Origin of the sequence: Phytobacter massiliensis JC163 (assembly GCF_000321045.1) — a bacterium.
Taxonomy (GTDB): Bacteria; Pseudomonadota; Gammaproteobacteria; order Enterobacterales; family Enterobacteriaceae; genus Phytobacter_A; species Phytobacter_A massiliensis.
Map to the genome: position 1 here is coordinate 830,690 of NZ_HE578945.1, position 25,011 is coordinate 855,700.

Annotated in this window: 24 protein-coding genes and 1 pseudogene; 15 read left to right on the top strand and 10 right to left on the bottom strand. The window is 56.7% G+C overall.

The window, feature by feature from the left end; genetic code table 11:
* The 5 genes from ENTHG_RS04210 to rnd form a co-directional block, all read left to right on the top strand.
* A partial coding sequence (locus tag ENTHG_RS04210; RefSeq protein ID WP_044173911.1) for an ATP-dependent DNA helicase occupies positions 1–832 on the top strand: 832 nt, incomplete at its 5' end.
* Between the two features lie 59 nt (positions 833–891).
* Positions 892–1,587 (top strand): tRNA (adenosine(37)-N6)-threonylcarbamoyltransferase complex dimerization subunit type 1 TsaB, encoded by a 696-nt coding sequence (gene tsaB, locus ENTHG_RS04215; RefSeq protein ID WP_044173913.1) that lies wholly within the window; start codon positions 892–894, stop codon positions 1,585–1,587.
* 37 nt (positions 1,588–1,624) lie between these two features.
* Complete coding sequence (locus tag ENTHG_RS04220; protein ID WP_044173916.1) at positions 1,625–2,209, top strand: Slp/YeaY family lipoprotein; 585 nt, start codon at positions 1,625–1,627, stop codon at positions 2,207–2,209.
* Positions 2,210–2,413: 204 nt separating this feature from the next.
* Positions 2,414–4,099 (top strand): long-chain-fatty-acid--CoA ligase FadD, encoded by a 1,686-nt coding sequence (gene fadD / locus ENTHG_RS04225; protein ID WP_044173919.1) that lies wholly within the window; start codon positions 2,414–2,416, stop codon positions 4,097–4,099.
* An 81-nt stretch (positions 4,100–4,180) separates the two neighbouring features.
* On the top strand, positions 4,181–5,299 hold the full coding sequence (rnd, locus tag ENTHG_RS04230; RefSeq protein WP_044173921.1) for a ribonuclease D: 1,119 nt from the start codon (positions 4,181–4,183) through the stop codon (positions 5,297–5,299).
* A gap of 95 nt (positions 5,300–5,394) precedes the next feature.
* On the opposite strand, the gene minE is transcribed toward rnd, so the two are convergent.
* The 3 genes from minE to minC are packed head-to-tail and all read right to left on the bottom strand — an operon-like array spanning position 5,395 to position 7,192.
* Positions 5,395–5,661, bottom strand: a complete 267-nt coding sequence (minE, locus tag ENTHG_RS04235; protein WP_044173924.1) for a cell division topological specificity factor MinE — start codon at positions 5,659–5,661, stop codon at positions 5,395–5,397.
* Positions 5,662–5,664: 3 nt separating this feature from the next.
* The gene (gene minD / locus ENTHG_RS04240; protein WP_044173928.1) at positions 5,665–6,477 is read right to left on the bottom strand and encodes a septum site-determining protein MinD; all 813 of its coding nucleotides are present in this window, start codon (positions 6,475–6,477) and stop codon (positions 5,665–5,667) included.
* Between the two features lie 22 nt (positions 6,478–6,499).
* Positions 6,500–7,192, bottom strand: coding sequence for a septum site-determining protein MinC (minC, locus tag ENTHG_RS04245; RefSeq protein WP_044173930.1), 693 nt, complete (start codon positions 7,190–7,192; stop codon positions 6,500–6,502).
* Positions 7,193–7,314: 122 nt separating this feature from the next.
* Here minC and ENTHG_RS04250 point away from each other — a divergent pair, with 122 nt between their 5' ends.
* From ENTHG_RS04250 to ycgN, 3 genes are all read left to right on the top strand, one after another.
* On the top strand, positions 7,315–7,581 hold the full coding sequence (locus ENTHG_RS04250; RefSeq protein ID WP_044173932.1) for a YcgL domain-containing protein: 267 nt from the start codon (positions 7,315–7,317) through the stop codon (positions 7,579–7,581).
* Between the two features lie 149 nt (positions 7,582–7,730).
* The gene (locus ENTHG_RS04255; protein ID WP_044173935.1) at positions 7,731–8,390 is read left to right on the top strand and encodes a fumarylacetoacetate hydrolase family protein; all 660 of its coding nucleotides are present in this window, start codon (positions 7,731–7,733) and stop codon (positions 8,388–8,390) included.
* Positions 8,391–8,481: 91 nt separating this feature from the next.
* A complete protein-coding gene (gene ycgN, locus ENTHG_RS04260; RefSeq protein WP_044173936.1) occupies positions 8,482–8,928 on the top strand; it encodes a cysteine cluster protein YcgN in 447 nt (148 codons plus the stop codon).
* A 79-nt stretch (positions 8,929–9,007) separates the two neighbouring features.
* On the opposite strand, the gene dsbB is transcribed toward ycgN, so the two are convergent.
* Both dsbB and nhaB read right to left on the bottom strand, forming a co-directional pair.
* On the bottom strand, positions 9,008–9,538 hold the full coding sequence (gene dsbB, locus ENTHG_RS04265) for a disulfide bond formation protein DsbB (protein WP_044173949.1): 531 nt from the start codon (positions 9,536–9,538) through the stop codon (positions 9,008–9,010).
* Positions 9,539–9,682: 144 nt separating this feature from the next.
* Positions 9,683–11,227 carry a Na(+)/H(+) antiporter NhaB gene (gene nhaB, locus ENTHG_RS04270; RefSeq protein ID WP_044173963.1) on the bottom strand — a complete coding sequence of 515 codons (1,545 nt, stop codon included), beginning with the start codon at positions 11,225–11,227 and terminating at the stop codon, positions 9,683–9,685.
* Between the two features lie 222 nt (positions 11,228–11,449).
* Between nhaB and fadR the strand changes: the two genes are divergently transcribed.
* The gene (gene fadR, locus ENTHG_RS04275) at positions 11,450–12,169 is read left to right on the top strand and encodes a fatty acid metabolism transcriptional regulator FadR (protein ID WP_044173972.1); all 720 of its coding nucleotides are present in this window, start codon (positions 11,450–11,452) and stop codon (positions 12,167–12,169) included.
* Positions 12,170–12,270: 101 nt separating this feature from the next.
* On the opposite strand, the gene ENTHG_RS04280 is transcribed toward fadR, so the two are convergent.
* Complete coding sequence (locus ENTHG_RS04280; RefSeq protein WP_044173984.1) at positions 12,271–13,803, bottom strand: SpoVR family protein; 1,533 nt, start codon at positions 13,801–13,803, stop codon at positions 12,271–12,273.
* 318 nt (positions 13,804–14,121) lie between these two features.
* Between ENTHG_RS04280 and ENTHG_RS04285 the strand changes: the two genes are divergently transcribed.
* The gene (locus tag ENTHG_RS04285) at positions 14,122–15,420 is read left to right on the top strand and encodes a D-amino acid dehydrogenase (RefSeq protein ID WP_044173989.1); all 1,299 of its coding nucleotides are present in this window, start codon (positions 14,122–14,124) and stop codon (positions 15,418–15,420) included.
* Between the two features lie 11 nt (positions 15,421–15,431).
* Complete coding sequence (gene dadX, locus ENTHG_RS04290; protein WP_044173991.1) at positions 15,432–16,502, top strand: catabolic alanine racemase DadX; 1,071 nt, start codon at positions 15,432–15,434, stop codon at positions 16,500–16,502.
* A gap of 33 nt (positions 16,503–16,535) precedes the next feature.
* Here dadX and ENTHG_RS04295 read toward each other — a convergent pair whose 3' ends face one another.
* Both ENTHG_RS04295 and ldcA read right to left on the bottom strand, forming a co-directional pair.
* On the bottom strand, positions 16,536–18,269 hold the full coding sequence (locus ENTHG_RS04295) for a potassium/proton antiporter (RefSeq protein ID WP_044173994.1): 1,734 nt from the start codon (positions 18,267–18,269) through the stop codon (positions 16,536–16,538).
* 142 nt (positions 18,270–18,411) lie between these two features.
* The gene (ldcA, locus tag ENTHG_RS04300) at positions 18,412–19,323 is read right to left on the bottom strand and encodes a muramoyltetrapeptide carboxypeptidase (RefSeq protein ID WP_044173997.1); all 912 of its coding nucleotides are present in this window, start codon (positions 19,321–19,323) and stop codon (positions 18,412–18,414) included.
* 98 nt (positions 19,324–19,421) lie between these two features.
* On the opposite strand from ldcA, the gene emtA reads away from it, so the two are divergent.
* Positions 19,422–20,033 (top strand): membrane-bound lytic murein transglycosylase EmtA, encoded by a 612-nt coding sequence (emtA, locus tag ENTHG_RS04305; RefSeq protein WP_044178971.1) that lies wholly within the window; start codon positions 19,422–19,424, stop codon positions 20,031–20,033.
* A gap of 169 nt (positions 20,034–20,202) precedes the next feature.
* On the opposite strand, the pseudogene ycgR reads toward emtA, so the two are convergent.
* Positions 20,203–20,936: pseudogene (gene ycgR / locus ENTHG_RS04310) on the bottom strand (flagellar brake protein YcgR).
* A 233-nt stretch (positions 20,937–21,169) separates the two neighbouring features.
* Between ycgR and ENTHG_RS04315 the strand changes: the two are divergent.
* The gene (locus ENTHG_RS04315; RefSeq protein WP_044174000.1) at positions 21,170–21,424 is read left to right on the top strand and encodes a GlsB/YeaQ/YmgE family stress response membrane protein; all 255 of its coding nucleotides are present in this window, start codon (positions 21,170–21,172) and stop codon (positions 21,422–21,424) included.
* 48 nt (positions 21,425–21,472) lie between these two features.
* On the opposite strand, the gene ENTHG_RS04320 is transcribed toward ENTHG_RS04315, so the two are convergent.
* Positions 21,473–23,158, bottom strand: a complete 1,686-nt coding sequence (locus ENTHG_RS04320) for an alpha,alpha-trehalase (protein ID WP_044174003.1) — start codon at positions 23,156–23,158, stop codon at positions 21,473–21,475.
* Positions 23,159–24,001: 843 nt separating this feature from the next.
* Between ENTHG_RS04320 and ENTHG_RS04325 the strand changes: the two genes are divergently transcribed.
* Together ENTHG_RS04325 and tssJ are read left to right on the top strand one after the other, a co-directional pair.
* A complete protein-coding gene (locus ENTHG_RS04325) occupies positions 24,002–24,496 on the top strand; it encodes a hypothetical protein (RefSeq protein WP_044174009.1) in 495 nt (164 codons plus the stop codon).
* 22 nt (positions 24,497–24,518) lie between these two features.
* On the top strand, positions 24,519–25,011 hold a 493-nt coding region (gene tssJ / locus ENTHG_RS04330; RefSeq protein WP_044178974.1), incomplete at its 3' end, for a type VI secretion system lipoprotein TssJ.

The following is a 25,011-nucleotide window of genomic DNA, read 5'->3' on the forward strand; positions in this document are numbered from 1 at the left end:
GTATGAGTGTACCTCCCGCCACTTCACCCTCGCGCTGACGCCCCTGACCGTCGCCGACAAATTCAAAGAGGTTATGGCGCAAAAGAGCGGCAGCTGGATATTTACCTCGGCCACGCTGTCGGTGAACGACGATCTGCACCACTTCACCGCCCGGCTGGGTATTGAAGAGGCCAAAACGCTGCTGCTGCCCAGCCCCTTCGATTATGCCCGCCAGGCGCTGCTCTGCGTGCCGCGCAATCTGCCGCAGGCCAATCAGCCCGGCGCCGCTCGTCAGCTGGCGGCGATGCTAAAACCGATTATCGAAGCCAACAATGGCCGCTGTTTTATGCTTTGTACTTCCCACGCCATGATGCGCGGCCTGGCGGAGCAGTTTCGCGCCACCATGACCCTGCCGGTGCTGCTGCAGGGGGAAACCAGCAAAGGCCAGTTGCTGAACCAGTTCGTCACCGCGGGCAATGCCCTGCTGGTGGCGACCAGCAGCTTCTGGGAAGGGGTGGATGTGCGGGGCGACGCGCTGTCGCTGGTGATTATCGACAAGCTGCCCTTTACCTCCCCGGACGATCCGCTGCTCAAGGCGCGTATGGAAGACTGCCGTCTGCGCGGCGGCGATCCCTTTGACGAGGTGCAGCTTCCCGATGCGGTTATCACCCTTAAGCAGGGGGTGGGGCGACTCATCCGCGACGTTGACGATCGTGGCGTGCTGGTGATTTGCGATAACCGTCTGGTGATGCGCCCTTACGGCGCGGTGTTCCTCTCCAGCCTGCCGCCTGCGCCGCGAACCCGGGATATTACGCGAGCGGTCGCGTTTCTTGCCGCCTCCGCGACGGAGTAATTTGCCGCAAACTGTGTTAAGATGCGCGCCATTTTGTTTTACCGGGACTGCGAAAACCCATGCGAATTCTGGCCATTGATACAGCCACCGAAGCCTGCTCCGTCGCCCTCTACAACGACGGCAGCACGCTTGCCCACTTCGAACTCTGCCCTCGTGAACATACGCAACGCATTCTGCCGCTGGTGAAGGATATTCTCAGCGAAAGCGGCGTTTCGCTTGCTGAACTTGACGCGCTGGCCTTTGGCCGCGGACCGGGCAGTTTTACCGGCGTGCGCATTGGCATTGGCATTGCGCAGGGGCTGGCGCTGGGGGCATCTCTGCCGATGGCTGGCGTCTCTACCCTGGCTACGATGGCGCAGGGAGCATGGCGCAAAACCGGCGCCACCCGCGTACTGGCGGCTATCGACGCCCGTATGGGGGAAGTGTACTGGGCGGAGTACCAGCGCGATGAGCGCGGCGTCTGGCACGGCGAAGAGAGCGAAGCGGTGCTCAAGCCGGAAGCCGTAGCGGCGCGCTTAGCGCAGCTCTCCGGCACATGGGCGACGGTGGGCACCGGCTGGCAGGCGTGGCCGGAGATGGGCGCCGAAAGCTCGCTGGATCTGGTTGACGGCGGCGTTTCGCTTCCTGAAGCGGAAGATATGTTGCCCCTCGCGCTGCACCTGCTACGCCTGAATCAGACGGTCGCGGTGGAACAGGCGGAGCCGGTTTATTTGCGCAACGAAGTGGCATGGAAGAAACTTCCGGGCCGGGAATGAATCTCAGTATTACCAGGCTGAGTTGAGGAGTCGCATAATGGCGAGTCAAAAAAAGGTGTTGCGCGGGTTACTGGCGGCGGCGGTAGTTGCGGTAGTGAGCGGCTGCGTCTCCGTGCCGGATGCCATTAAAGGCACCAGCGCCACCCCGCAGGAAGATTTAGTGCGCGTGCTGAATGCGCCGCAGCTTTACGTGGGTCAGGAAGCACGCTTTGGCGGGCGCGTCGTGAAAGTAGAAAACCAGCAGGGCAAAACCCGTCTGGAAATCGCCGCCATGCCCCTGGACAGCGGCGCGCGTCCGGTACTGCGGGAAGCCTCCATCGGGCGTATCTATGCCGAGGTGAATGGTTTCCTTGACCCGGTCGACTTCAACAAGCAGCTGGTCACCGTTGTCGGGCCGATCGTCGGCACCGTGGACGGCAAAATCGGCAGCGCGCCTTATCGTTTCGTAGTTATCCGTGCCGACGGCTATAAGCGCTGGCACGTCACCAAACAGGTGGTTTTGCCGCCGCAGCCCATGGATCCGTGGATGTGGGGGCCGCCGCGCCCGTGGGGCTACGGCTATGGCGGCTGGGGCTGGTATAACCCCGGCCCGGCGCAGGTGCAGACCATCGTTACTGAGTAACCCTTTGTTAATATTAATAAAAGAAACAGCGGCGGGTCCGCTGTTTCTCTGTTTCTTACGCCATAAAAAAATAATTAGTGACGCGCTTCGCAACCTGCAATTTGCGCAATTAATAAACTGGTACGCTGAGTTAATATAATGTTAACAGTTTGTTTATTAACAGGGGTTGTGATGACGACGAATTCCCATTTCAGAGGTGATGCATTGAAGAAGGTCTGGCTTAACCGTTATCCCGCCGACGTGCCTGCGGAAATCAATCCCGATCGTTACCAGTCCCTTGTTGAACTGTTTGAAAACGCGGCGGCGCGTTACGCCGATCAGCCTGCGTTCGTCAACATGGGTGAGGTGATGACCTTCCGCAAACTGGAGGAGCGCAGCCGGGCATTTGCCGCTTATCTTCAGCAGGGGCTGGGGCTGCAAAAGGGCGACCGGGTGGCGCTGATGATGCCGAACCTGTTGCAGTATCCGGTGGCGCTGTTCGGCATTCTGCGCGCCGGAATGATCGTGGTTAACGTTAACCCGCTCTACACCCCGCGCGAGCTGGAACACCAGCTTAATGACAGCGGCGCGTCGGCAATCGTCATTGTCTCGAACTTCGCCCATACCCTGGAAAAGGTGGTCGACAAAACCCAGGTGCGCCACGTTATCCTGACCCGCATGGGCGACCAGCTCTCCCCGGCAAAAGGGACGCTGGTTAACTTTGTCGTCAAATATGTGAAGCGGCTGGTACCCAAATACCACCTGCCGGACGCCATCTCGTTTCGCCGCGCGCTACAGCAGGGCTATCGTCAGCAGTACATCAAACCGGAAGTCACCACCGACGATCTGGCCTTTTTGCAATACACCGGCGGCACCACCGGCGTGGCGAAAGGGGCGATGCTTACCCATCGCAATATGCTCGCTAACCTCGAACAGGTTAACGCCACCTACGGGCCGCTGCTGCACCGCGGCAAAGAGCTGGTGATCACCGCGCTGCCGCTCTACCATATTTTCGCGCTGACCATGAACTGCCTGCTGTTTATTGAGCTTGGCGGGCAAAACGTGTTAATCACCAACCCGCGCGACATTCCGGGGCTGGTGAAAGAACTGGCGAAATACCCCTTCACGGCGATGACCGGCGTCAACACCCTGTTTAATGCGCTGCTGAATAACGATGATTTCCACAAGCTCGACTTTTCGACGCTGCATCTCTCCGCCGGTGGCGGTATGCCAGTACAGCAGGCGGTTGCCGAGCGCTGGGTCAAGCTGACGGGGCAGTACCTGCTGGAGGGCTACGGCCTGACGGAGTGTTCGCCGCTGGTCAGCGTTAACCCCCACGATATTGACTACCACAGCGGCAGCATTGGCCTGCCGGTGCCTTCTACCGAGGTGAAGCTGGTGGACGATGACGGCAACGAAGTCGCGCCCGGCGAACCGGGGGAACTGTGCGTCAAAGGGCCGCAGGTGATGCTGGGCTACTGGCAGCGTCCGGCGGCCACCGATGAGATAATCAAAGACGGTTGGCTCTGCACCGGCGATATCGCGGTAATGGATGACGAAGGGTTTATGCGTATCGTCGATCGTAAAAAGGACATGATTCTGGTCTCCGGCTTCAACGTTTACCCCAACGAAATCGAAGACGTGGTTATGCAGCATGATGGCGTGCAGGAGGTGGCGGCGGTGGGCGTGCCTTCTGAGGCCAGCGGCGAGTCGGTAAAAATCTTCGTGGTGAAGAAAGATGCCTCGCTGACGGAAGAGGCGCTCATCGCCTTTTGTCGCCGCCAGCTGACGGGCTACAAAGTGCCGAAGCGGGTGGAATTCCGCACCGAGCTGCCAAAATCCAACGTTGGCAAAATTTTACGACGAGAATTGCGTGACGAAGCCCGCGGCAAAGTAGACAATAAAGCCTGAGCTATGCGTTAGTCGCCCGACGCCGGTTAATCCGGCGTTTTTATGGGCGCAAACTAAAGAGAAAATGATTTGAATTACCAGATGATCACGACCAACGACGCGCTGGCGGCGTTGTGCGAAGCCGCTTCCAGCGTGGACGCTGTGGCCCTTGACACCGAATTTGTCCGTACCCGTACCTACTATCCGCAGCTGGGCCTTATTCAGCTCTTTGACGGGGAGCGCACCGCGCTTATCGACCCGCTGACCATCACCGAATGGGCGCCGTTTCGCGATCTTATCTGCAACCCGCACGTGATTAAGTTTCTCCACGCCGGCAGCGAAGACCTGGAGGTCTTTCTCAATGCCTTCGGCGTGATGCCCCAGCCGATGATCGATACCCAGATCCTTGCCGCCTTCTGCGGACGGCCGCTCTCCTGGGGCTTTGCCTCGATGGTTGAGGAGTACAGCGGCGTCGCGCTGGATAAGAGCGAATCACGCACTGACTGGCTGGCGCGCCCGCTGACCGAACGTCAGTGCGTCTACGCCGCCGCCGATGTCTGGTACCTGCTGCCCATCGCCCGTAAATTGCTGGCGGAGACGGAGCAGGCGGGGCAGCTGCCCGCCGCTCTGGATGAGTGCCGCCTGATGATGCAGCGTCGTAGCGAAACCCTCGCCCCGGAAGAGGCGTGGCGCGACATCACCAACGCGTGGCAGCTGCGCACCCGCCAGCTGGCCTGCCTGCGCCTGCTGGCGGACTGGCGTTTACGCAAGGCGCGCGAGCGCGATCTGGCGGTTAACTTTGTGGTGCGGGAAGAGCACCTGTGGGCGGTAGCGCGCTATATGCCCGGCAGCATGGGTGAACTGGACAGCCTGGGGCTTTCCGGCAGCGAAATCCGCTTCCACGGTAAAACCCTGCTCGCGCTGGTGGCGCAGGCACAGGCGCTTCCTGATGATGCGCTGCCGGAGCCGCTGCTAAACCTGATGGATATGCCGGGCTATCGCAAAGCCTTTAAAGAGATCAAAGCGCTGGTACAGCGCGTGAGCGAAACCAGCGGTCTTAGCGCCGAGCTGCTTGCTTCCCGCAGGCAAATTAACCAGCTGCTGAACTGGCACTGGCAATTAAAACCGCAATCAGGCCTGCCGGAATTAATTAGCGGCTGGCGGGGTGAATTAATGGCTGAGGCGTTGCGGAAATTACTGGATGAATATCCACGTCATTAACTGTAAATAAATACAGTGCTTATTTCGACGACCAACAAAAAAGGCAGAAAATATCTGCCTTTTTTATTACCTGGATCGCTGTGGTTCGCCTGGCGTTATTTTGTCTCTTCCGCTTCGGGGAGGGTGACGTTAAGTTCCAGAATTGAAATATCGTCCCCGCGCTGTTCCAGCTGAACTGAAACCATTTCCGGGTCAATTTGTACATATTTACAAATGACTTCCAGAATATCGCGCTTAAGCTGCGGTAAATAATGCGGTTCGGCATCGCTACGACGACGCTCCGCGACAATAATCTGCAGACGCTCTTTAGCGATGCTGGCGGTGTTCTTTTTTCGTGAGAGAAAAAAGTCGAGTAAAGCCATAACTTATCCTCCGAACAGGCGTTTGAGGAAACCTTTCTTCTCTTCTTCAATGAAGCGGAAAGGACGTTCTTCTCCTAATAGACGGTCAACGGTGTCCGCGTACGCTTTGCCCGCATCGGCGTTGGTATCCAGAATGACCGGTTCCCCCTGGTTGGATGCGCGAAGGACTGACTGATCTTCCGGGATCACGCCGACCAGCTTAATGCGCAGAATTTCCAGCACGTCTTCCATGCTGAGCATATCGCCTCTGCTTACACGCCCCGGGTTGTAGCGGGTCAGCAGCAGGTGCTCTTTGATCGGCTCCTGGCCATTTTCGGCGCGGCGGGATTTAGACGCCAGAATGCCAAGAATACGGTCGGAGTCGCGAACGGAAGAGACCTCAGGGTTAGTGGTGATGATCGCCTCATCGGCGAAATAGAGGGCCATCAGCGCGCCGGTCTCGATCCCTGCCGGAGAGTCGCAAATGACAAAATCAAAATCCATCTTCTGCAGCTCATCGAGCACCTTTTCTACCCCTTCGCGGGTCAGCGCGTCTTTGTCGCGCGTCTGCGAAGCCGGAAGAATGTAGAGGTTTTCGGTGCGTTTATCTTTGATGAGTGCCTGATTAAGCGTCGCATCGCCCTGAATCACGTTAACGAAATCGTAAACCACACGGCGCTCGCATCCCATTATCAAATCAAGGTTGCGCAGGCCGATATCAAAATCGATAACGACGGTTTTCTTTCCCTTCTGGGCCAAACCAGTTGCGATGGCCGCGCTGGAGGTGGTCTTACCGACGCCCCCTTTACCCGAAGTAACAACAATAATGCGTGCCATAGTAATTCCTTGTTAAAAGGGCTTAATCTAATGGTTGAATAGTCAAAGCGTCGCCCTCGATCTGCATACGCGCCGCTTTGCCATAGAAATCGGCCGGGATTTGATCGCTCAGCCAGTAAACCCCACCGATGGAGACCAGCTCCGCCGTGAGGTGAGTACAAAATATTTGCGCTTCTTTATCGCCGCTCGCGCCCGCCAGCGCGCGTCCACGCATCATGCCGTAAACATGAATATTGCCGTCGGCGATTAACTCTGCGCCGGCGCTGACGTGGCTTACTACAATCAAATCACAATTTGGCGCATAAATCCGCTGGCCGGAACGTACCGGGGCGTCAATAAGCCGCGTTTTTGTGACCTGAGCAACAACCGGGGCCGCAACTTCCGGCACCGGGGCGACACGCGGCTTCTCCTTTCCTTCGGTAAGCAGCGGCAGCCCGGCGCGTTCAATTGCCGCTTTCAGTTCGCTGTCTTTACAGCCGCTGATGCCGACGACGCGCAGCCCCGTAGCCAGAATGATTTGCTGAATCTGCGGCCAGTTAACCGGGCCATTGAGATCCGACACATTAATAACAACAGGAGCATGTTTTAAAAAAGCGGGAGCCTGAGCGATTTTGTCTTCCAGCGCCTGGCGAATAACCTCGGGTTGTGCGTCATGCAAGTGAACCACTGATAAGGTAAAACTACTGCCTTTTAGCTCGATGGGCGCGTTTGACATCCTGACCTTACTCATTTTGCTATTATCGCCCCTTCATTGGACGATATTCCGAAGACTATCAGGCATGTTATAGTCACTATTATATTGAGGCAAGTAACCACCCATTAATTCAGAGTAAAATTATGTTTTGTGTGATCTACCGGAGTTCCCGTCGCGACCAGACTTATCTCTATGTCGAAAAAAAAGACGATTTTTCCCGCGTTCCTGAAGAATTAATGAAAAGCTTCGGTCAGCCGCAGCTGGCAATGATATTACCCCTCGACGGGCGTAAAAAACTGGTCAATGCCGATCTGGAAAAAGTCAAAGAAGCGCTAAAAAATCAGGGCTATTATTTGCAAATTCCGCCACCGCCGGAGGATTTGCTTAAACAACATTTAGGCAATGTCTGATACCCGCGATAGCATTATGGGAGGCGGATCGATTCCGCTTCCCGTTTCTCCTTCTTCATTGTGCAATTCCCCTTCCGCCATTTGACAAACCGCCAGCGGGCGCGGATAGTCATTTTCGTGTTTGTTCAATGCGTTACTGAGGGGAAAACATGTATCAACATCATAACTGGCAGGGCGCGCTGCTGGACTATCCGGTAAGTAAAGTGGTTTGCGTTGGCAGCAATTATGCGAAACATATTAAAGAGATGGGGAGCGCCACTCCGGACGAACCCGTACTGTTTATTAAACCGGAAACCGCGCTATGCGATCTGCGCCAGCCACTGGTGCTGCCTCAGGGGCTGGGGTCGGTGCATCACGAAGTTGAACTGGCGGTGCTGATTGGCGCTACCCTGCGTCAGGCCACGGAAGATCACGTCCAGAAAGCGATTGCGGGCTACGGCGTCGCGCTTGATTTGACGCTGCGTGACATTCAGGGCCAGATGAAAAAAGCCGGTCAGCCCTGGGAGAAAGCGAAAGGTTTTGATAACGCCTGTCCTGTTTCAGGTTTTATCCCGGCGGCAGAGTTCCAGGACGATCCGCAGAACACCCCGCTGGGGCTGAAAATCAACGGTGAAGTCCGCCAGCAGGGCACGACGGCGGATATGATTCATAAAATCGTTCCCCTCATCGCCTACATGAGCCGTTTCTTCACGCTGCGGGCCGGGGATGTCGTTCTGACCGGCACGCCGGAAGGAGTTGGCCCGTTGCACAGCGGCGACGAATTAGAGATCAGCTTCAACGGGCTATCGCTCTCTACTCGTGTCCTGTAACATATTTGCCGCCGCTTCCGGGCGGCAAAACTTGCATCCCCATGCCAGACTGGTTATAAGGTGCTCCCTGGTTTTATAGAGCGACAGATTTATGAGCGATACCCCTTTCTGGCAAAGCAAAACGCTTGAGCAAATGACCGACGCAGAGTGGGAGTCGCTGTGTGACGGCTGCGGACAGTGCTGCCTGCACAAGCTGATGGACGAAGACACCGATGAAATCTACTTCACCAACGTCGCCTGTCGTCAGCTGAATATCAAAACCTGCCAGTGCCGTAACTATGAGCGCCGCTTCGAGTTCGAGCCAGACTGCATTAAATTAACCCGCGATAATCTGCCTACTTTTGAGTGGCTGCCGCAAACCTGCGCCTACCGTCTGCTGGCGGAGGGTAAGCCGCTTCCTGTCTGGCACCCTCTGCGCGCGGGCTCAAAAGAGATGATGCACAAACAGCGCATCACCGTGCGCCACATTGCGGTGAAAGAGTCTGAGGTTCGTGACTGGCAGGATCACATCCTGAACAAGCCCGACTGGGCACAGTAAACAGCGCGTTCGGAAAAGCAGAGAAGGCGGGGAAAGCCGTTTCGCGTAACCAGCGAAACGGCTTTTTTACGGGCGGCAATTAGCGGCCAAAGAGATCGCGTTTTTTGGGTTTGAACGGCTGGGCAATCAGCACCAGAACGGCCACAACGAAATAGGCGATGAAGATCCCCAGCAGCCACTGCGGCATCTCCAGCGACAGGAACTCCCACTGGCGCTCAGCGCAGTCGCCGGAGGCGACGAAAATCTGCGGCAGCCATTTATCCAGCGGCAGCCATGTCGGAAACCGGGCGGCGAAATCGCAGGTTTGAAACGGTGAAGGGTGCAGCTGAATCATCGTATGTTCATAGGTAAGCTGGATACCGCGAAACGCGCTGTAAAGCCAGATAACAATCGCAACGTAACGCAGCGGGGTCTTCGGCGCGATGGCTCCAACCAGACCGGCCCCCATTACGCCAAAGAGCGCAGAACGTTCATAAATACAGAGGACGCAGGGTTTCAGCAGCATGACGTGCTGGAACCACAGCGCGGTCAGCTCAAGCGCCAGTGCGGTCAACGCCATCAACAGCCAGGCGCCGCGCCCGCGAGAGCACTTGTTCAGATATCGCAACATAATCATTTCCCTGGGACATGCTTAGAAAGCGCAGTGTAAACGAAATCGTGCCGCTCGCCACCCGGTCTCGTCAAAAATATAGCGTAATCGGAGACTTATTCTGCGGAAAGTCAAACCGGGCGGCAAAGCGCCCGGCGTGATCCCTTAATGAACGCTGTTGGTGAGCGCGCCAAGCTGCGTCAGCCACTCAGTGTAGGGGATAAGCGTGGTGTTGATGCACAGCAGGCCAATCAAGGTCAGTACGATGGTGTAGGGCAGGGCCATCCATACCATTCGCCCGTAAGAGAGGCGAATCAACGGTGCCAGCGCCGAGGTCAGTAGGAACAAAAACGCCGCCTGGCCGTTTGGCGTAGCGACCGAAGGCAGGTTGGTGCCGGTGTTGATGGCGACCGCCAGCATTTCGTACTGCTGCGCGGAAATCACGCCCTGTTCCAGCGCCGTTTTCGCTTCGTTGATGTAGACCGTGCCAACAAAGACGTTATCGGAGATGGACGACAGCAGGCCGTTAAACAGATAAAAGAGCGTGAGCTGCACATCGGAAGAGGCCTGTAGCACATACTGAATAATCGGCGCGAACAGATGCTGGTCGATGATCACCGCCACCACGGCGAAAAAGACCGTCAGCAGCGCGGTGAAGGGCAGGGACTCGGTAAACGCTTTACCGATGGCGTGTTCATCCGTGACGCCGGTAAACGTGGCGGCAAGAATAATCACCGACAGGCCAATCAGCCCCACTTCAGCAAGGTGCAGCGCCAGCGCGGCAATCAGCCAGATGCCAATCAGCGCCTGCATCACCAGACGCACTTTATCCTGACGGGTACGCTGCTGACGGCTCTTATCGTCGTAATCCTGGAGTACTTTGCGCACCGCGTCTGGCAGCTGCGCGCCATAACCGAACAGACGGAATTTTTCGACCAGATAGCAGGTCAGCAGGCCGCAAATAAAGACCGGTACGGTGACAGGGGCCATGCGCAGGAAGAATTCAATAAATTTCCACTCCGAGGCCTTGGCGATAATCAGGTTCTGCGGTTCGCCAACCATCGTCATCACCCCGCCAAGCGCGGTGCCAACCCCGGCATGCATCATCAGACTACGCAGGAAGCTACGGAACTGTTCCAGAACATTCTTGCGCTCTTCATCCATATCGCTGTCATCCAGCATATCCCCTTCCGGGCGCGATGAGGCGACTTTGTGGTAGATGCCGTAGAAGCCGACCGCGACGCTTATCACCACCGCGACCACGGTTAAGGCGTCGAGGAACGCGGAGAGAAACGCCGCGGCGAAGCAGAAGGCGAGGGACAACAACGTTTTGGCGCGAATGCTTAACAGCAGACGCGTAAAGATAAACAGCAGCAGCTGCTTCATAAAGTAGATGCCCGCCACCATAAACATCAGCAGCAGCAGCACTTCAAGGTTGGCGGCAAGCTCGTTGCGAACATGCGCGGCGCTGGTCATTCCGATGGCGACAGCCTCAATCGCCAGCAGGCCGCCAGGCAACAGCGGGTAACATTTCAACGCCATTGCTAGGGTAAAGATAAACTCTGCCACCAGCAGCCAGCCAGCGACAAAGGGATTAATGATAAAAATTAGCGGGTTAATAACAAGAAACAGCACTAAAACCAGTTTGTACCAGTCCGGGGACTGGCCTAAAAAATTACGCCACAGGGCGCGCTGAAAAGAGATATCCACGACAGACTTCCTTCCCCGTCAAAAGTTAGCAAAATTGCATTATACGCATAATACGCATACAGAATATGCATTAATGAGGATGAGGTGGCGAGCGTTTCTGTATGACTCGATGTCAAAAATGAAACGGCGATCCACTTTTTGTGCAAACGTCGCGCTATCTGGCATTGATGGCGTCTGGTATGATGAGTTATCTATGCTTAGCTGTTTAATGGAAATGTTTCTATGGTGATTAAGGCGCAGAGCCCGGCGGGTTTCGCGGAAGAGTATATTATTGAAAGTATCTGGAATAATCGTTTCCCTCCGGGATCGATCCTTCCGGCTGAACGCGAACTCTCCGAACTGATTGGCGTCACTCGTACTACCCTGCGTGAGGTGCTTCAGCGCCTGGCGCGCGATGGCTGGCTGACCATTCAGCACGGCAAACCCACCAAAGTGAACAATTTCTGGGAAACGTCCGGCCTTAATATTCTTGAAACGCTGGCGCGCCTGGACCACGAGAGCGTGCCGCAGCTGATTGATAATCTGCTCTCTGTGCGTACCAATATTGCCACCATTTTCATCCGCACCGCCTTTCGTCAGCACCCCGACGACGCGCTGGCGGTGCTGGCCAGCGCCCGGCAAGTGGAAGATCATGCCGACGCGTTCGCCGAGCTTGATTACAACATTTTCCGCGGGCTGGCGTTTGCCTCCGGCAACCCTATCTATGGCCTGATCCTCAACGGGATGAAGGGCCTCTACACCCGCATTGGCCGTCACTATTTCGCCAGCCCGGAAGCGCGCAGCCTGGCGCTGGGCTTTTATCATCGGCTGGGAGAGATATGCGAGAACGGTCTGCATGACCAGGTGTACGAAACGGTGCGCCGTTACGGCCATGACAGCGGCGAGATCTGGCACAATATGCATAAGACCCTGCCAGGGGATCTCACCATTAGCGGCCGTTAAGGTAAAACGTCTTCCGGGTTTACTGAGAAGGTGTAGCCCGGATAAGGCAACGCCGCATCCGGGGAAATCCCGGGTGCGCTCACGCTTACCCGGGCTATGTCTTACAGCGCGTTTGGCCGCGCCGGGCAGCGGTCTAACAGTTCCACGCTGCCATCTTCATTCTGCTGCTCCAGCAGCACGTCAAACCCCCACAGGCGGTGCACATGCTTAAGTACCTCCCGGCGTCCCTTATCGAGCGGCGCGCGGTTGTGGGGAATATAACGCAGCGTCAGGGAACGGTCGCCGCGTAAATCCACGTTCCACACCTGAATGTTCGGCTCCAGATTGCTTAAATTGTACTGCGCAGACAGTTTGTTGCGGATCTCGCGGTAGCCCTCTTCGTTATGGATTGCCGCAATCTCCAGGTAGTTATTGCGATCGTCGTCCAGCACGGTGAAAAAGCGGAAATCACGCATCACTTTCGGCGATAAAAACTGGCTGATAAAACTCTCATCTTTAAAGTCGCGCATGGCAAAGTGCAGCGTTTCCAGCCAGTCGGAGCCGGCGATATCCGGGAACCAGTACTTATCTTCCTCGGTGGGAGACTGACAGATTCGTTTGATATCCTGGAACATGGCGAAGCCCAGCGCATAAGGGTTGATACCGCTGTACCACGGGCTGTTATAGGGCGGCTGGAACACCACATTGGTGTGGCTGTGAAGAAATTCCAGCATAAAGCGGTCGGTCACTTTCCCTTCGTCATAAAGATGATTGAGAATGGTGTAGTGCCAGAAGGTGGCCCATCCCTCGTTCATCACCTGGGTCTGTTTCTGCGGGTAGAAATACTGGCTGACTTTACGCACGATACGTAAAATCTCCCGCTGCCACGGCTCCAGCAGCGGCGCGTTCTTCTCCATAAAGTAGAGCAGGTTCTCCTGCGGTTCAGAAGGGTAGCGGCGCGCTTCGGCGACGGTCTTCTCCTCTTCGCGCTTGGGCAGGGTGCGCCACAGCATGTTGACCTGGCTTTGCAGATACTCTTCCCGGCTCTTCTGCCGCGCTTTCTCCTCCTGCAGAGAGATTTTCTGCGGCCGCTTATAGCGGTCAACGCCGTAGTTCATCAGCGCATGGCACGAGTCGAGCAGTTTCTCTACCTCTTCCACGCCGTAGCGCTCTTCGCAATCGGTAATATAGTTGCGGGCGAAAATCAGGTAATCGACGATCGAACTGGCGTCGGTCCAGCTGCGAAACAGGTAGTTATTTTTAAAAAACGAGTTGTGGCCGTAACAGGCGTGCGCCATCACCAGCGCCTGCATGGTAATGGTGTTCTCTTCCATCAGGTAGGCGATACAGGGGTTGGAGTTGATGACGATTTCGTACGCCAGCCCTTGCTGACCATGTTTATAGAGCCGCTCGGTCTCAATAAATTTCTTACCGAATGACCAGTGAGGATAATTAATCGGCATCCCGACGCTGGAATAGGCATCCATCATCTGCTCAGAGGTAATCACCTCAATCTGATGCGGATAGGTATCCAGCCGGTAGAGTTTCGCCACCCGGTCGATCTCCGCCAGATAGATATCCAGCAGATCGAATGTCCAGTCAGGTCCATCGCTCAGACGTAATGCGTCCCTGTTCATGGAGTCAATCGTAGCCATTAGCGCGCCCTCATTGTTTGCGACTCTCTCTGGATGGAAAGTCTCATTTCAAGCATAGAACAGTTGTTAAAAACTGTACGCGACGCAGGCGCTTTTCTTCACCACATCCCCTCAACTTTTGCTGAAAAACAGCGCTGTTTCTGGTTTTTTATGCTGCAACAAAAAGTCGGGCAGCAGGAGATGCTAAATCCCACAACGCCTTTGTTTTCTGAAAGGTGTGAGAACCATCACCATAAAAAAGGCATATGTTGAATAACATTTTCATCTGAGTTATCAATTTGTAATCAGATGATTGTGCTTTACTCATGGGAGCGAGCTATGCGAGTAGTTGTTCTGGGTGGCGGCGTGGTGGGGATCACCAGCGCCTGGTATCTGTCTCAGGCGGGACATGACGTCACGGTCATAGAGCGGGAGCCTGGCCCCGCGCTTGAGACCAGCGCCGCAAACGCCGGTCAAATCTCTCCGGGGTATGCTGCCCCCTGGGCCGCGCCGGGCGTGCCGTTAAAAGCGATAAAATGGATGTTCCAGCGCCATGCGCCGCTGGCGATTGCCCTCGACGGCACCCCCTTCCAGTTAAAATGGATGTGGCAGATGCTGCGCAACTGCGACACCCGCCACTATATGGAAAACAAAGGACGGATGGTGCGTCTCGCCGAGTATAGCCGTGACTGCCTTAAGCTGCTGCGGGAGAGCACCAACATTGCCTACGAAGGGCGACAGGGGGGAACGCTGCAGCTGTTTCGTACCGCTGAGCAGTACGACAACGCCAGCCGCGACATTGCCGTCCTGCAGGAGGCGGGTGTTCCGTATCAGCTTCTGGAGTCCGCCCGGCTGGCAGAGGTGGAACCGGCGCTGGGCCAGGTCGCGCATAAGCTCAGCGGCGGCCTGCGTTTGCCCAATGACGAGACCGGCGACTGCCAGCTTTTCACCCAGCAGCTTGCGCAGATGGCCGCCCGCAACGGCGTCAACTTCCGCTTCAATACCCAGGTCGACCGCCTGCTGTATGAAAGCGACAGGATTTATGGCGTGAAGTGCGGCGACGAGGTGATCAAAGGAGATGCCTATGTGATGGCATTTGGCTCCTATTCCACCGCCATGCTCAAAGGCATCGTCGATATTCCCGTCTATCCCCTTAAGGGGTATTCACTGACTCTACCCATTGCGGATGAGGCAGGGGCCCCGGTTTCAACTATCCTCGATGAAACATACAAAATTGCGATTACCCGTTTCGATAAGCGTATCCGCGTTGGCGGCATGGCGGAGATAGTCGGCTTTAATACCGAGTTACGCGAACCGCGTCGGGAGACGCTGCGGATGGTGGTGCAGGATCTCTTCCCCTCCGGCGGCCATATCGAACAGGCGACCTTCTGGACCGGCCTGCGGCCCATGACCCCGGACGGTACGCCGATCGTTGGCCGCGCGCCGTTTAAGAACCTGTGGCTGAATACCGGTCACGGCACGCTCGGCTGGACAATGGCCTGCGGCTCCGGGCAGCTTATCAGCGATCTGATCTCCGGGCGCACGCCTGCTATTCCCTGGGAAGATCTTAGCGTGGCGCGCTACCTGCCGGGTTTCTCGCCCACACCCGCCCGTCAGCTTCACGGCGCGCAAAACTAAAAGGAGAAGGTATGTCTCGTCCTGTACTGGCGTCGGTTGACCTCCATGCGCTACGGCAGAATTTGCAGGTGGTGCGGCGGGCAGCGCCCGGCAGCCGCGTCTGGTCGGTAGTGAAGGCCAACGCCTACGGCCACGGTCTTGACCGCGTCTGGCGAGGGCTTGAAACCACGGATGGCTTCGCAATGCTCAATCTGGAGGAGGCTATCCTGCTGCGAGAGCGCGGCTGGAAGGGGCCGATACTGCTGCTGGAGGGCTTCTTCCACGCAGACGAGCTGCCGCTGTTTGATAAATACCGCCTCACCACGACGGTCCACAGCAACTGGCAGCTCAAAGCGTTACAGGACGCCCAGCTTCACGCTCCGCTCGATGTCTACCTGAAAATCAACAGCGGGATGAACCGGCTGGGCTTTCTGCCGGAGCGGGCGCAAACCCTCTGGCAACAGCTGCGCGGGTTGAAAAACGTCGGGGATATGACGCTGATGAGCCACTTTGCCGAGGCGGAAAAACCGGATGGCATCGAGCGGGCGATGACGCAGATTCTCCAGGCGACTGAGGGGCTGGCGTGCTCGCGCTCGCTGGCTAACTCAGCGGCGACGCTCTGGCATCCGCAGTCCCACGGCGACTGGGTGCGCCCCGGTATTATCCTGTACGGCGCTTCCCCTTCCGGGCAGTGGCAGGATATCGCCACCGCCGGACTCAAGCCGGTGATGACCCTGAGCAGTGAAATCATCGGCGTCCAGACGCTGAAAGCAGGGGATCGGGTCGGGTATGGTGGGCGCTACACCGCTCGCGGCGAGCAGCGGATCGGCATCGTGGCGACGGGCTATGCCGATGGCTATCCGCGCCATGCCCCGGATGGCACTCCGGTGCTGGTGGACGGCGTGCGCACAGGCACGGTCGGCACCGTGTCTATGGATATGCTGGCGGTGGATTTAACCCCGTGCCCCCAGGCGGGAATCGGTACGCCGGTGGAGCTATGGGGCAGGGAGATTAAAATTGATGATGTCGCCGCGGCGGCGGGGACGGTGGGCTATGAGCTGATGTGCGCCCTGGCCCCGCGCGTCCCCGTTGTGACAGTGTAACTTCTGGCCCCGGCAGTGACGCCGGGGGCAGAATTATTCGCTCTCGTCTTCGGCCACCCGCACGCCGACTTTACGCACCCGGTTCTCTTCTTTCTCGGCCACCGTCCAGATCATGCCCGCGAGCTCCACCTGGTCGCCCACCACCGGCGCGGCGCCCAACAGCTGCTGAATGATTTCACCCAGCGTCTGCTGATTGTCGCGGTACTCCAGCCCCACGTCGAGGCCGTAAATCAGGGCCACGTCGGCAAACTTTGCGCTCGCTTCCAGGATGAAGTCACCGAAGAAGCGCTGGTCGAGCGACACCGGCGGCGACTGGCTAAAGAGCTTGCCAAGGGCGGGCAGATCGCGCTCCCGGCCAATCACGCACAGCACGTCGCCTTCGCGCAGCCGGGTGCTCCCCGTGGGGTGAAGCAGGGTATTGTCACGAAACAGCGCCGCGATACGCGTCTGGGCAGGCATATGCAAATCGCGCAGCGCCGCACCCACGCACCATTTATCGGCGCTCAGCTGGTAGACAAACTGTTCCCATGGGTTCTCCGGGTGGATATCCAGACCGACGCGGGAAACGGGGTTGCCCACCGGGGGGACGACCACTTTCGCTTTTTTAGCCGCCCAGGTCAGGGAGGTGCCCTGGAAGAGCAGGGAGATGAGCACCACAAAGAACGCGACGTTAAAGAACAGCCGGGCATGCTCCAGCCCCGCCATCATCGGGAAAACCGCAAGGATAATCGGCACCGCGCCGCGCAGGCCAACCCAGCTGATAAAAACCCGCTCGCGCAGATTAAAGCCGCGAAACGGCAGCAGCCCAACGAACACCGACAGCGGGCGGGCAAAAAAGATCATCCATGCCGACAGAATCAGCGCCGGAACCGCGATAGGCAGCAGATCCGACGGCGTGACCAGCAGCCCCAGCACCAGGAACATGCCAATCTGCGCCAGCCATGCCAGCCCGTCGAAGTTTTGTTCAATGGCGTAGCGGTTGCGAATAGGCCGGTTGCCCAGCACAAAGCCGCACAGATAGACCGCCAGGATGCCGCTCCCATGCAAAGCGGTGGTGATGCCAAAGACCAGAATGCCGCCGCTCAGGGCCAGCAGCGGGTAGAGACCGGCGGGCAGCACGATACGGTTGATCATCTGTAACAGCAGGTAGCCGCCCCCCAGCCCCAGCACGATCCCCAGCCCGAACTGCTGGAAGATATGCAGGGCAAACATCCAGCTCAGCCCGCTCTCGTGCTGCTGGATCATCTCAATAAGGGTGATGGTTAAAAAGACCGCCATTGGATCGTTACTGCCGGATTCGATCTCAAGCGTAGAGCCGACGCGTTCGTTCAGCCCTTTGCCGCCCAGCAGCGAGAAAACCGCCGCCGCGTCGGTAGAGCCGACAATCGCCCCTACCAGCAGGCCTTCCATCAGATCGAGACGGAACAGCCACGCCGCCATCATGCCGGTTAAGCCCGAGGTGATCAGCACCCCAATGGTCGAGAGCGACAGGGCGGGCCCCAGCGCCACGCGAAACGAACTCGCCCGGGTGCGCATCCCGCCGTCCAGCAGAATGATGGCCAGCGCAAGGTTACTCACCATGTAGGCGAAGGGGTAATTATCGAAGGGAATGCCGCCAATGCCATCCACCCCCGCCAGCATGCCGATGGCAAGGAAGATAACGAGAATGGGTATACCGAGACGGGATGAAAACGAACTTAATAAAATACTACAGGTTACGAGTACCGAACCCAAAATAAACAGACTGATGACCGCCTCTGCATCCAATGTCGTGCTTCTCCTCTCGACGTAACAACGTCCGGCTTAAATCCGCCCGTCGCGTGGCAAACGCCACGAGCGGCACCGGGATGAAAACTCTTCTATCTTAACGGCAGAAGGGCAAAAATTTATAAGAATGATGAATATTTTTTTATGCACTTATTACCGGATGGCCGGAAACGGTCAGCGTGGTGCGCGCGTTATGCGTCAGCACCGCCTGGGCCCCCAGCGGTAGCGTAACGGTTTGCTGTTCGTGACCGAACGCCAGCCCGGCGATCACCGGCACATCCAGCCTGCTGCGCAGGTACGCGATCATTGTCTCCAGGGTATAGCCCGCGTCGTAATCATTCTCCCTGGCGTGGGTAAAGCTGCCGAGCACAATGGCGCTCTGCCGCGCCAGAATGCCGCAGTGCAGAAGCTGCAGCAGCATCCGCTCAACCCGGAACGGATGTTCGTTAATGTCTTCCAGCACCAGGACGCCGCCGTTAATCGCCGGTAGCCACGGCGTGCCGATAAGCGAAACCAGCATCGCCAGATTACCGCCCCACAGCGTTCCCGAGGCGCGGCAGCGGGGGCCTTCCCCCGGCCATTCAATCTGCAGAACCGGCTGGCGCAGGGCGCGCCAGAAGTGGTCCATGGTGAAGGCGTCCAGCGTCGGCGCGCCAAAATTACCGGCCAGCATCGGGCCGCTAAAGGTGATGACGTTCCCCTTCGCCAGCAGTCCCATCTGGACGGCGGTAAAATCGCTGTGCCCGCAAATCAGCAGCGGCTGCGCCTGCTGGCGGCGCGTTAAACCCTGCCAGTCAATAGCATCAAGCAGACGGCTTACCCCATAGCCGCCGCGCACCGGCAGCACGATGGTATCCGGCTCCGTCAGTTCCACCAGCGCGTTAATATCGTTCAGCCGTTCGCCGTCCTCGCCGGCAAAACGCTGGTCGCGCCGGGCAATCACCTGGCGGTTATCCACCCGGTGGCCGTCGGCCTCCAGCCTTGCCACGCCAAGCGCGGCGGCCTCCTGATTAATGCAGTAGCCGGAGGGGGCGATTAAATGAAACCTCGACATGGCAAATCCTTGCTGACATCTGATCGGAAATGGTTATCATGCCGCTAACCCTGTTCAAAGTCATCCGTAGTGATGCGTTCAGCAAAGAAGGAATGCGTGTGAAATTAAGATGGTTTGCTTTTTTAGTCGTACTGCTGGCGGGCTGTAGTTCGAAACAGGACTACCGCAAACCGGACTGGAACCCCGAAGTGCCGGTCAAACGCGCAATGCAGTGGATGCCGATTAGCGAAAAAGCAGGGGCGGCCTGGGGCGTCAGCCCGCGGTTAATTACCGCCATGATTGCCGTAGAGTCAGGCGGCAATCCGAACCTGGTGAGTAAATCCAACGCCGTCGGGCTGATGCAGCTTAAAGCCTCTACCGCCGGGCGGGAGGTTTATCGCCATATGGGCTGGAGCGGGCAGCCCTCCACCAGCGAGCTGAAAAACCCGGAGCGCAATATCTCCATGGGCGCGGCCTATCTGAGCATTCTGGAACACGGTGCGCTGGCGGGAATTAAAGACCCGCAGGTGATGCAGTATGCGCTGGTGGTTTCGTACGTTAATGGCGCGGGCGCGCTGCTGCGCACGTTTTCATCCAACCGCAAAAAAGCGATTGCCGAGATAAATGACCTCGACGCCGATGAATTCTTCGACCACGTTGTAGAGAATCACCCGGCCCCGCAGGCGCCGCGCTATATCTGGAAGGTGCAAAAGGCGATGGACGCCATGTAAGCGTACCGGAAAAATCCCGGGTGCGCTGTCGCTTACCCGGGCTACAAACCGTGCCGCGATATGCTTTTCGTAGCCCGGATAAGGCGTTAGCCGCATCCGGGTAACAAACCGTGCGGCGGTATGTTTTTCGTAGCCCGGATAAGGCGTTAGCCGCATCCGGGAAAACCCCTCATCTCACCCGGTTCGCCCGCTCCCGCGCTTCCCGCTCCAGCGAAAAAATAATCCGCTGCAGCTCGCGCTCAACTCCCGGGCTGACGTTTAAAAAGCGAAAGCTCAGGCGCGGGGTGGTAATGGTCTCATTTTTCCCGTCCACCACTTTTCGCTCGCCAATGGCAATCAGCTGCGCATCAAAATAGAACTGCCCCCAGAGGCCATATCCAGCTCAATCTGGCTGAAACGCATGCCCGTCTGCAATCCTTCCGGCACCGCGCCATCCAGCAGCGCCCCCATACCGCCCAGTGACAGGTCAAAGAGGCGAAAGCGCAGCTCGGTCTTTTTATCCGGCATGCGGGCCTTGCAGAAGTAGGCGGGGTGGAGCGGGGCGTTAATGCGAAAATACTCCCGGCGTTGAATAAACCACAGCGAGTCCGGCAATGGCGCGATAAAAGCGGGCAGGGAGAGATACTCGCCGCCGGGCAGCTTCGGCAGGCTAAACTCCACTTTCGCCCCCTGCGTTTCAGCGGTAACCGTCACCTTTTCGGCGCGCTGAACAGCGGTGTTCTCAAACGACTGGCTGCCGAAATCCATTATCAGTGCCTCAGGGTTGACCTCAAGGATCTTGCTGATGAACTGCCCGCCAGTCCAGCTGATACACACCGGCACCTGGCTCTTCTGCAAATCACGCAGCACGCCAAGCACGGCCAATGGACTCTTCTTCAGGAACTGCTCACTGTACTTACTCACGCCAAAAGGCTCCTTGATCGCTGACAGACCGTCTTGCTGCATTATCGGCAGCGACGGGGATTTCTTAAGGCAAATAGCGAAATTTTTTCTGACGGCCTGACGCAGGCGGCCCAAACCTTTTGCCGCCTAAGTCTGTGAGCGGGAAGCGCTTTTCTCATTATCGCCTATACTCAATTCACGCCCCGCCATACGGGCGGGCGAGATTGTTTGATGTTTAAGCAGGAGGGAGACAAATGGGTATTCTCGCGTGGATTGTTTTTGGCCTCATCGCTGGGGTTATTGCTAAATTGATTATGCCGGGTCGTGACGGTGGTGGTTTTATTCTGACCTGCCTGCTGGGTATTGTGGGGGCGGTTGTGGGCGGCTGGCTGGCGACGGCGTTAGGCTTTGGCGGTGATGTCACCGGCTTCGACTTCCACAGCTTTATCGTGGCGGTGATTGGTGCGATTGTCGTACTGGCGCTGTTTCGGATGCTGCGTCGCGGCTAACCATGAAATTGATAAAAAACCCGGTGAGGCGCTCACCGGGTTTTTTTATTACTGCGCGGCCTGTTTCTGCGGCGCGCTTTGCGCCACCGGCTGCTGCGCTGGCAGGCTGTCACAGGGGTTCTCTTTCGGGCAGACCAGATCCAGCATCTTGAGCGTTACGCCGTTGGTCCAGCCAAAACCATCCTGCAGCGGGTATTCGCCGCCGCCGCCGCCCGTCCCGGTGGAGCTAACGTCATATTTCTCCACCAGCTTTTTCTCCCGGTCGTAGGTGTGCTGCACATTGGAGAGGAAGCGCCAGGTCACGTCCATCGACAGCTTTTTCTGATCGTAATTCTGCAGACCGGCCACCGCCACCCACTGTAACGGCGCCCAGCCGTTAGGCGCATCCCACTGCTGACCGCTGTTGACGGTAGTGGTGGCGATTCCGCCCGGCTTAAGCAGCCGCGCCTGGGTTGCCGCCGCGACTTTCGCCGCCCGATCCTGCGCCGCCGCGTTAACATACAGCGGGAAGAGGGCGGCGGCGGTCAGCTGATTACGCACCTTTTGCGTTTTCAAATCGTAGTCGGCGTACCAGCCCTCTTTATCATTCCACAGGTTGGCTTCCATTGCTTTCTGGCGCGCGGAGGCAAGCGCTTCATATTGCTGGGCTTTGGCGCTGTCGCCCGCGGCCTGGTTGGCCCGCGCCAGCATTTTTTCCAGCTTGAACATCAGGGCGTTCAGATCCACCGGCACAATACTGGTGGTGCGAATTGAGCCGAGCTGGTTGGGGTCATCCATCCAGCGGGAGCTAAAGTCCCAGCCGGAGGCGGCGGCAGAGCGCAGATCGCGGTAGATTTCCGTTGCCGGGCGGTTAGGGTTATTTTTCGCGGTGGTGACATCATCCAGCCAGGACTCCGGACGCGGCGTATCTTTATCGTCCCAGTAGCGGTTGAGGATAGCGCCGTCCGCCAGCCGCACAACCCGCTTGTTAGCCTGGCCGTTTTGCAGACCGTCAGCCCCTTCCATCCAGTAGCGGTACTCTTTCTCCATTTGCGGCGCATAGGTTTTGAGCACCTCATCGCCGCCGTGCGACGCCAGTAGTTCTACCATAAAGGCAAAGAAGGGCGGCTGCGAACGGCTCAGGTAATAGGTACGGTTGCCGTTGGGAATATGGCCCCAGGTATCGATTTCATAGGCGAAGTTCGCCACCATATCTTCGACTTTATCCCAGTGACCGCTTTCGGCCAGTCCCAGCATGGTAAAGTAGCTGTCCCAGTAATAGACCTCACGGAAGCGCCCGCCTGGCACCACATAAGATTCGGGCAACGGCAGTAAAGAGTCCCACTTGCCCGCTTTGTCCGTGGTGCGGGTCAGCACAGACCACAGACCATCGATATGTTCACGCAGGCTCTGTCCCGCTGGCGGAACATACTTCTCCCCCTCTTTTGGCACGTCGAAATTGACATTAACGAAGTGGCGCAAATCAAAACTGCTCTGGTTACGCTGCATCCGGTAATCCGCAAGGATCATCAGCGGGTCGCTTTTCGGCACGGCGTCGGCAAAGGTCTTTTGATCGGGAAAGAGTTTCGCGCTCTGGACATCGCTAAAGAGCGGGCCCAGCAGGATATCCGGGGACTGAGGCGTCTGCGCTTGTTCCGCCAGCGCCGCGGGAAGCGTCGACATCAGGGCGCCGCCGAGGGCGATTTGCAACGCGAAGCATAACGCCCGGTGACGGCGTACAACGGGTAGTGTCATCTATTGTTCTCCTTAGCGGGTAAAAAGCCAGGCCGCTACAACCAACCTTGTGAAAACCTTAGACGAATTTCCACCGCGGCGCGTTGTCGATGTGCCAATTTGCGCACCTGTAGACACTTTCCCGAACGGCGGCATACGCAAATCTTAAATGGCAGTGCATGACCCTTTAGCTTCACTTAACTGTAAAATGTGCGTGAATTTCCCTCAAGGCGAATGAAAAATTTTCCTCTTTGTCTGTTTTTCTCAGATCACATGGCTTAAATGATGGCAACTTGCGCTGGCTAATAATGGCTTTGTTTGCCTGCTAATACTGGCTTATTTAATAAAACCCTTAATTCGACATGGTTTAGTTAAGATATTAACTACCAATATTAAGGGGTGCTAAATTTGCAATCAAAATTTTAGGAATAGTCCTATAACCAAAAATGGGGTTTATGCTCTACACCCCCTTTTCGCGGGTTAAAAGACAACAGTTATCAGCATTTAAGATTGGATGGGTGCTGTAGGTGATTGATTTGCATAACAGGCACATGCATAGTACTTAAGTGAAATTTTTACTTGAGAATTGTCTTATTTTTCCTGAAATTAAAATTTTCCGTTTTGCGACGCCCGCTGGCGATATTGAATTTAATGGTATCGTCTGTAATATTTATTCGCGAAATGTTTACAAAATTAGTATTAGGTTGCCTTGCTACTGCAACGGCTCGTGCGGTAGCTATGCCTGAAAATAAATAAATGGGTGATTTTGAGGGTGCGGAAAGATGGATTTTGAATGAATCAAATACAGCTTTCTAAAACGTTCCAGTTCCACGTAGTAATATATATGTAATGGAAAATACCGTTATGAAAATGCGCAATGTATTAGCCTTTCTTTTCGTTTTCGCGGTCGCAGGATGTAAAGGTCCCTCAGCGCCGCCTGTTACCGACGACACCATTGTTCAAAGTGAAGTGAACGGCGTCACGCTCACCCACCGCTATGCGGTTAAGCCGCCGAAAGAGTTCCAGCCAATCAAAGAAAACTACCGTGCCCTGTACCCGGCGTCGCTGATGACTCAGCCGGACTATGGCGGAAAAATGATCCGTCAGCTGCAGGCAGGGAAAACCTACGTCGTACTGGGCCAGGTGGAACATTTCTGGATGGCGCTGGCAGATGAAGGCCAGGAAGAGCTGATTGGCTACGTGCCGATGCGCGCGGTAGTGAAAAGCGAGCTGTATGACAAAACCGTACGCGAACAGACGCCACGTTTAAAACAGCGTAAAAAGCAGACCTGCGTCACTGTTGATGGCAGCAGTAAAGCCTGTAAGAACAGCAATTCAGGTACGTGGATCCTCGATTAACTCGCCGTTATGAGCGATGAATATGAAGATGAACACCGTGGTACGCCAGGTCATGCTGGCGTTGTTCCTTGCGCTGGCCGCCCTGGTCAGCGGTTGTGGAAAGGCTTCACATAGCGAACCTGCAAACTATACCCTCCAGTTCCAGGCGCACTCGCAGGTCAATGCTTCCGCGCCGCTTAAGGTGAGAGTTCTGCTGTTGAAATCCGACGCGGCATTTATGTCCGCCGATTTCTGGTCTTTGCAGAATAAAGCGGAAAGCGCGCTCGGCGGCACCCTGCTGGACAGCGATGAATTTTTCCTGATGCCCGGTCAACTGAGTAAAACCCTCACCGGGAATGCGAATCCGGAAGCGCGCTATATCGGCGTGATGGCGGAGTATCAGGCGCTGGACGGTAAAAAGTGGCGAATCTCCATTCCACTGCCGGTGCAGGGCGAAAGCCGTTTTTATGAGTTCTGGAAATCCTCATCTGACTCGCTTGAAGCCAGCGTCTTTCTTGACGTGAACGGGATTCGCG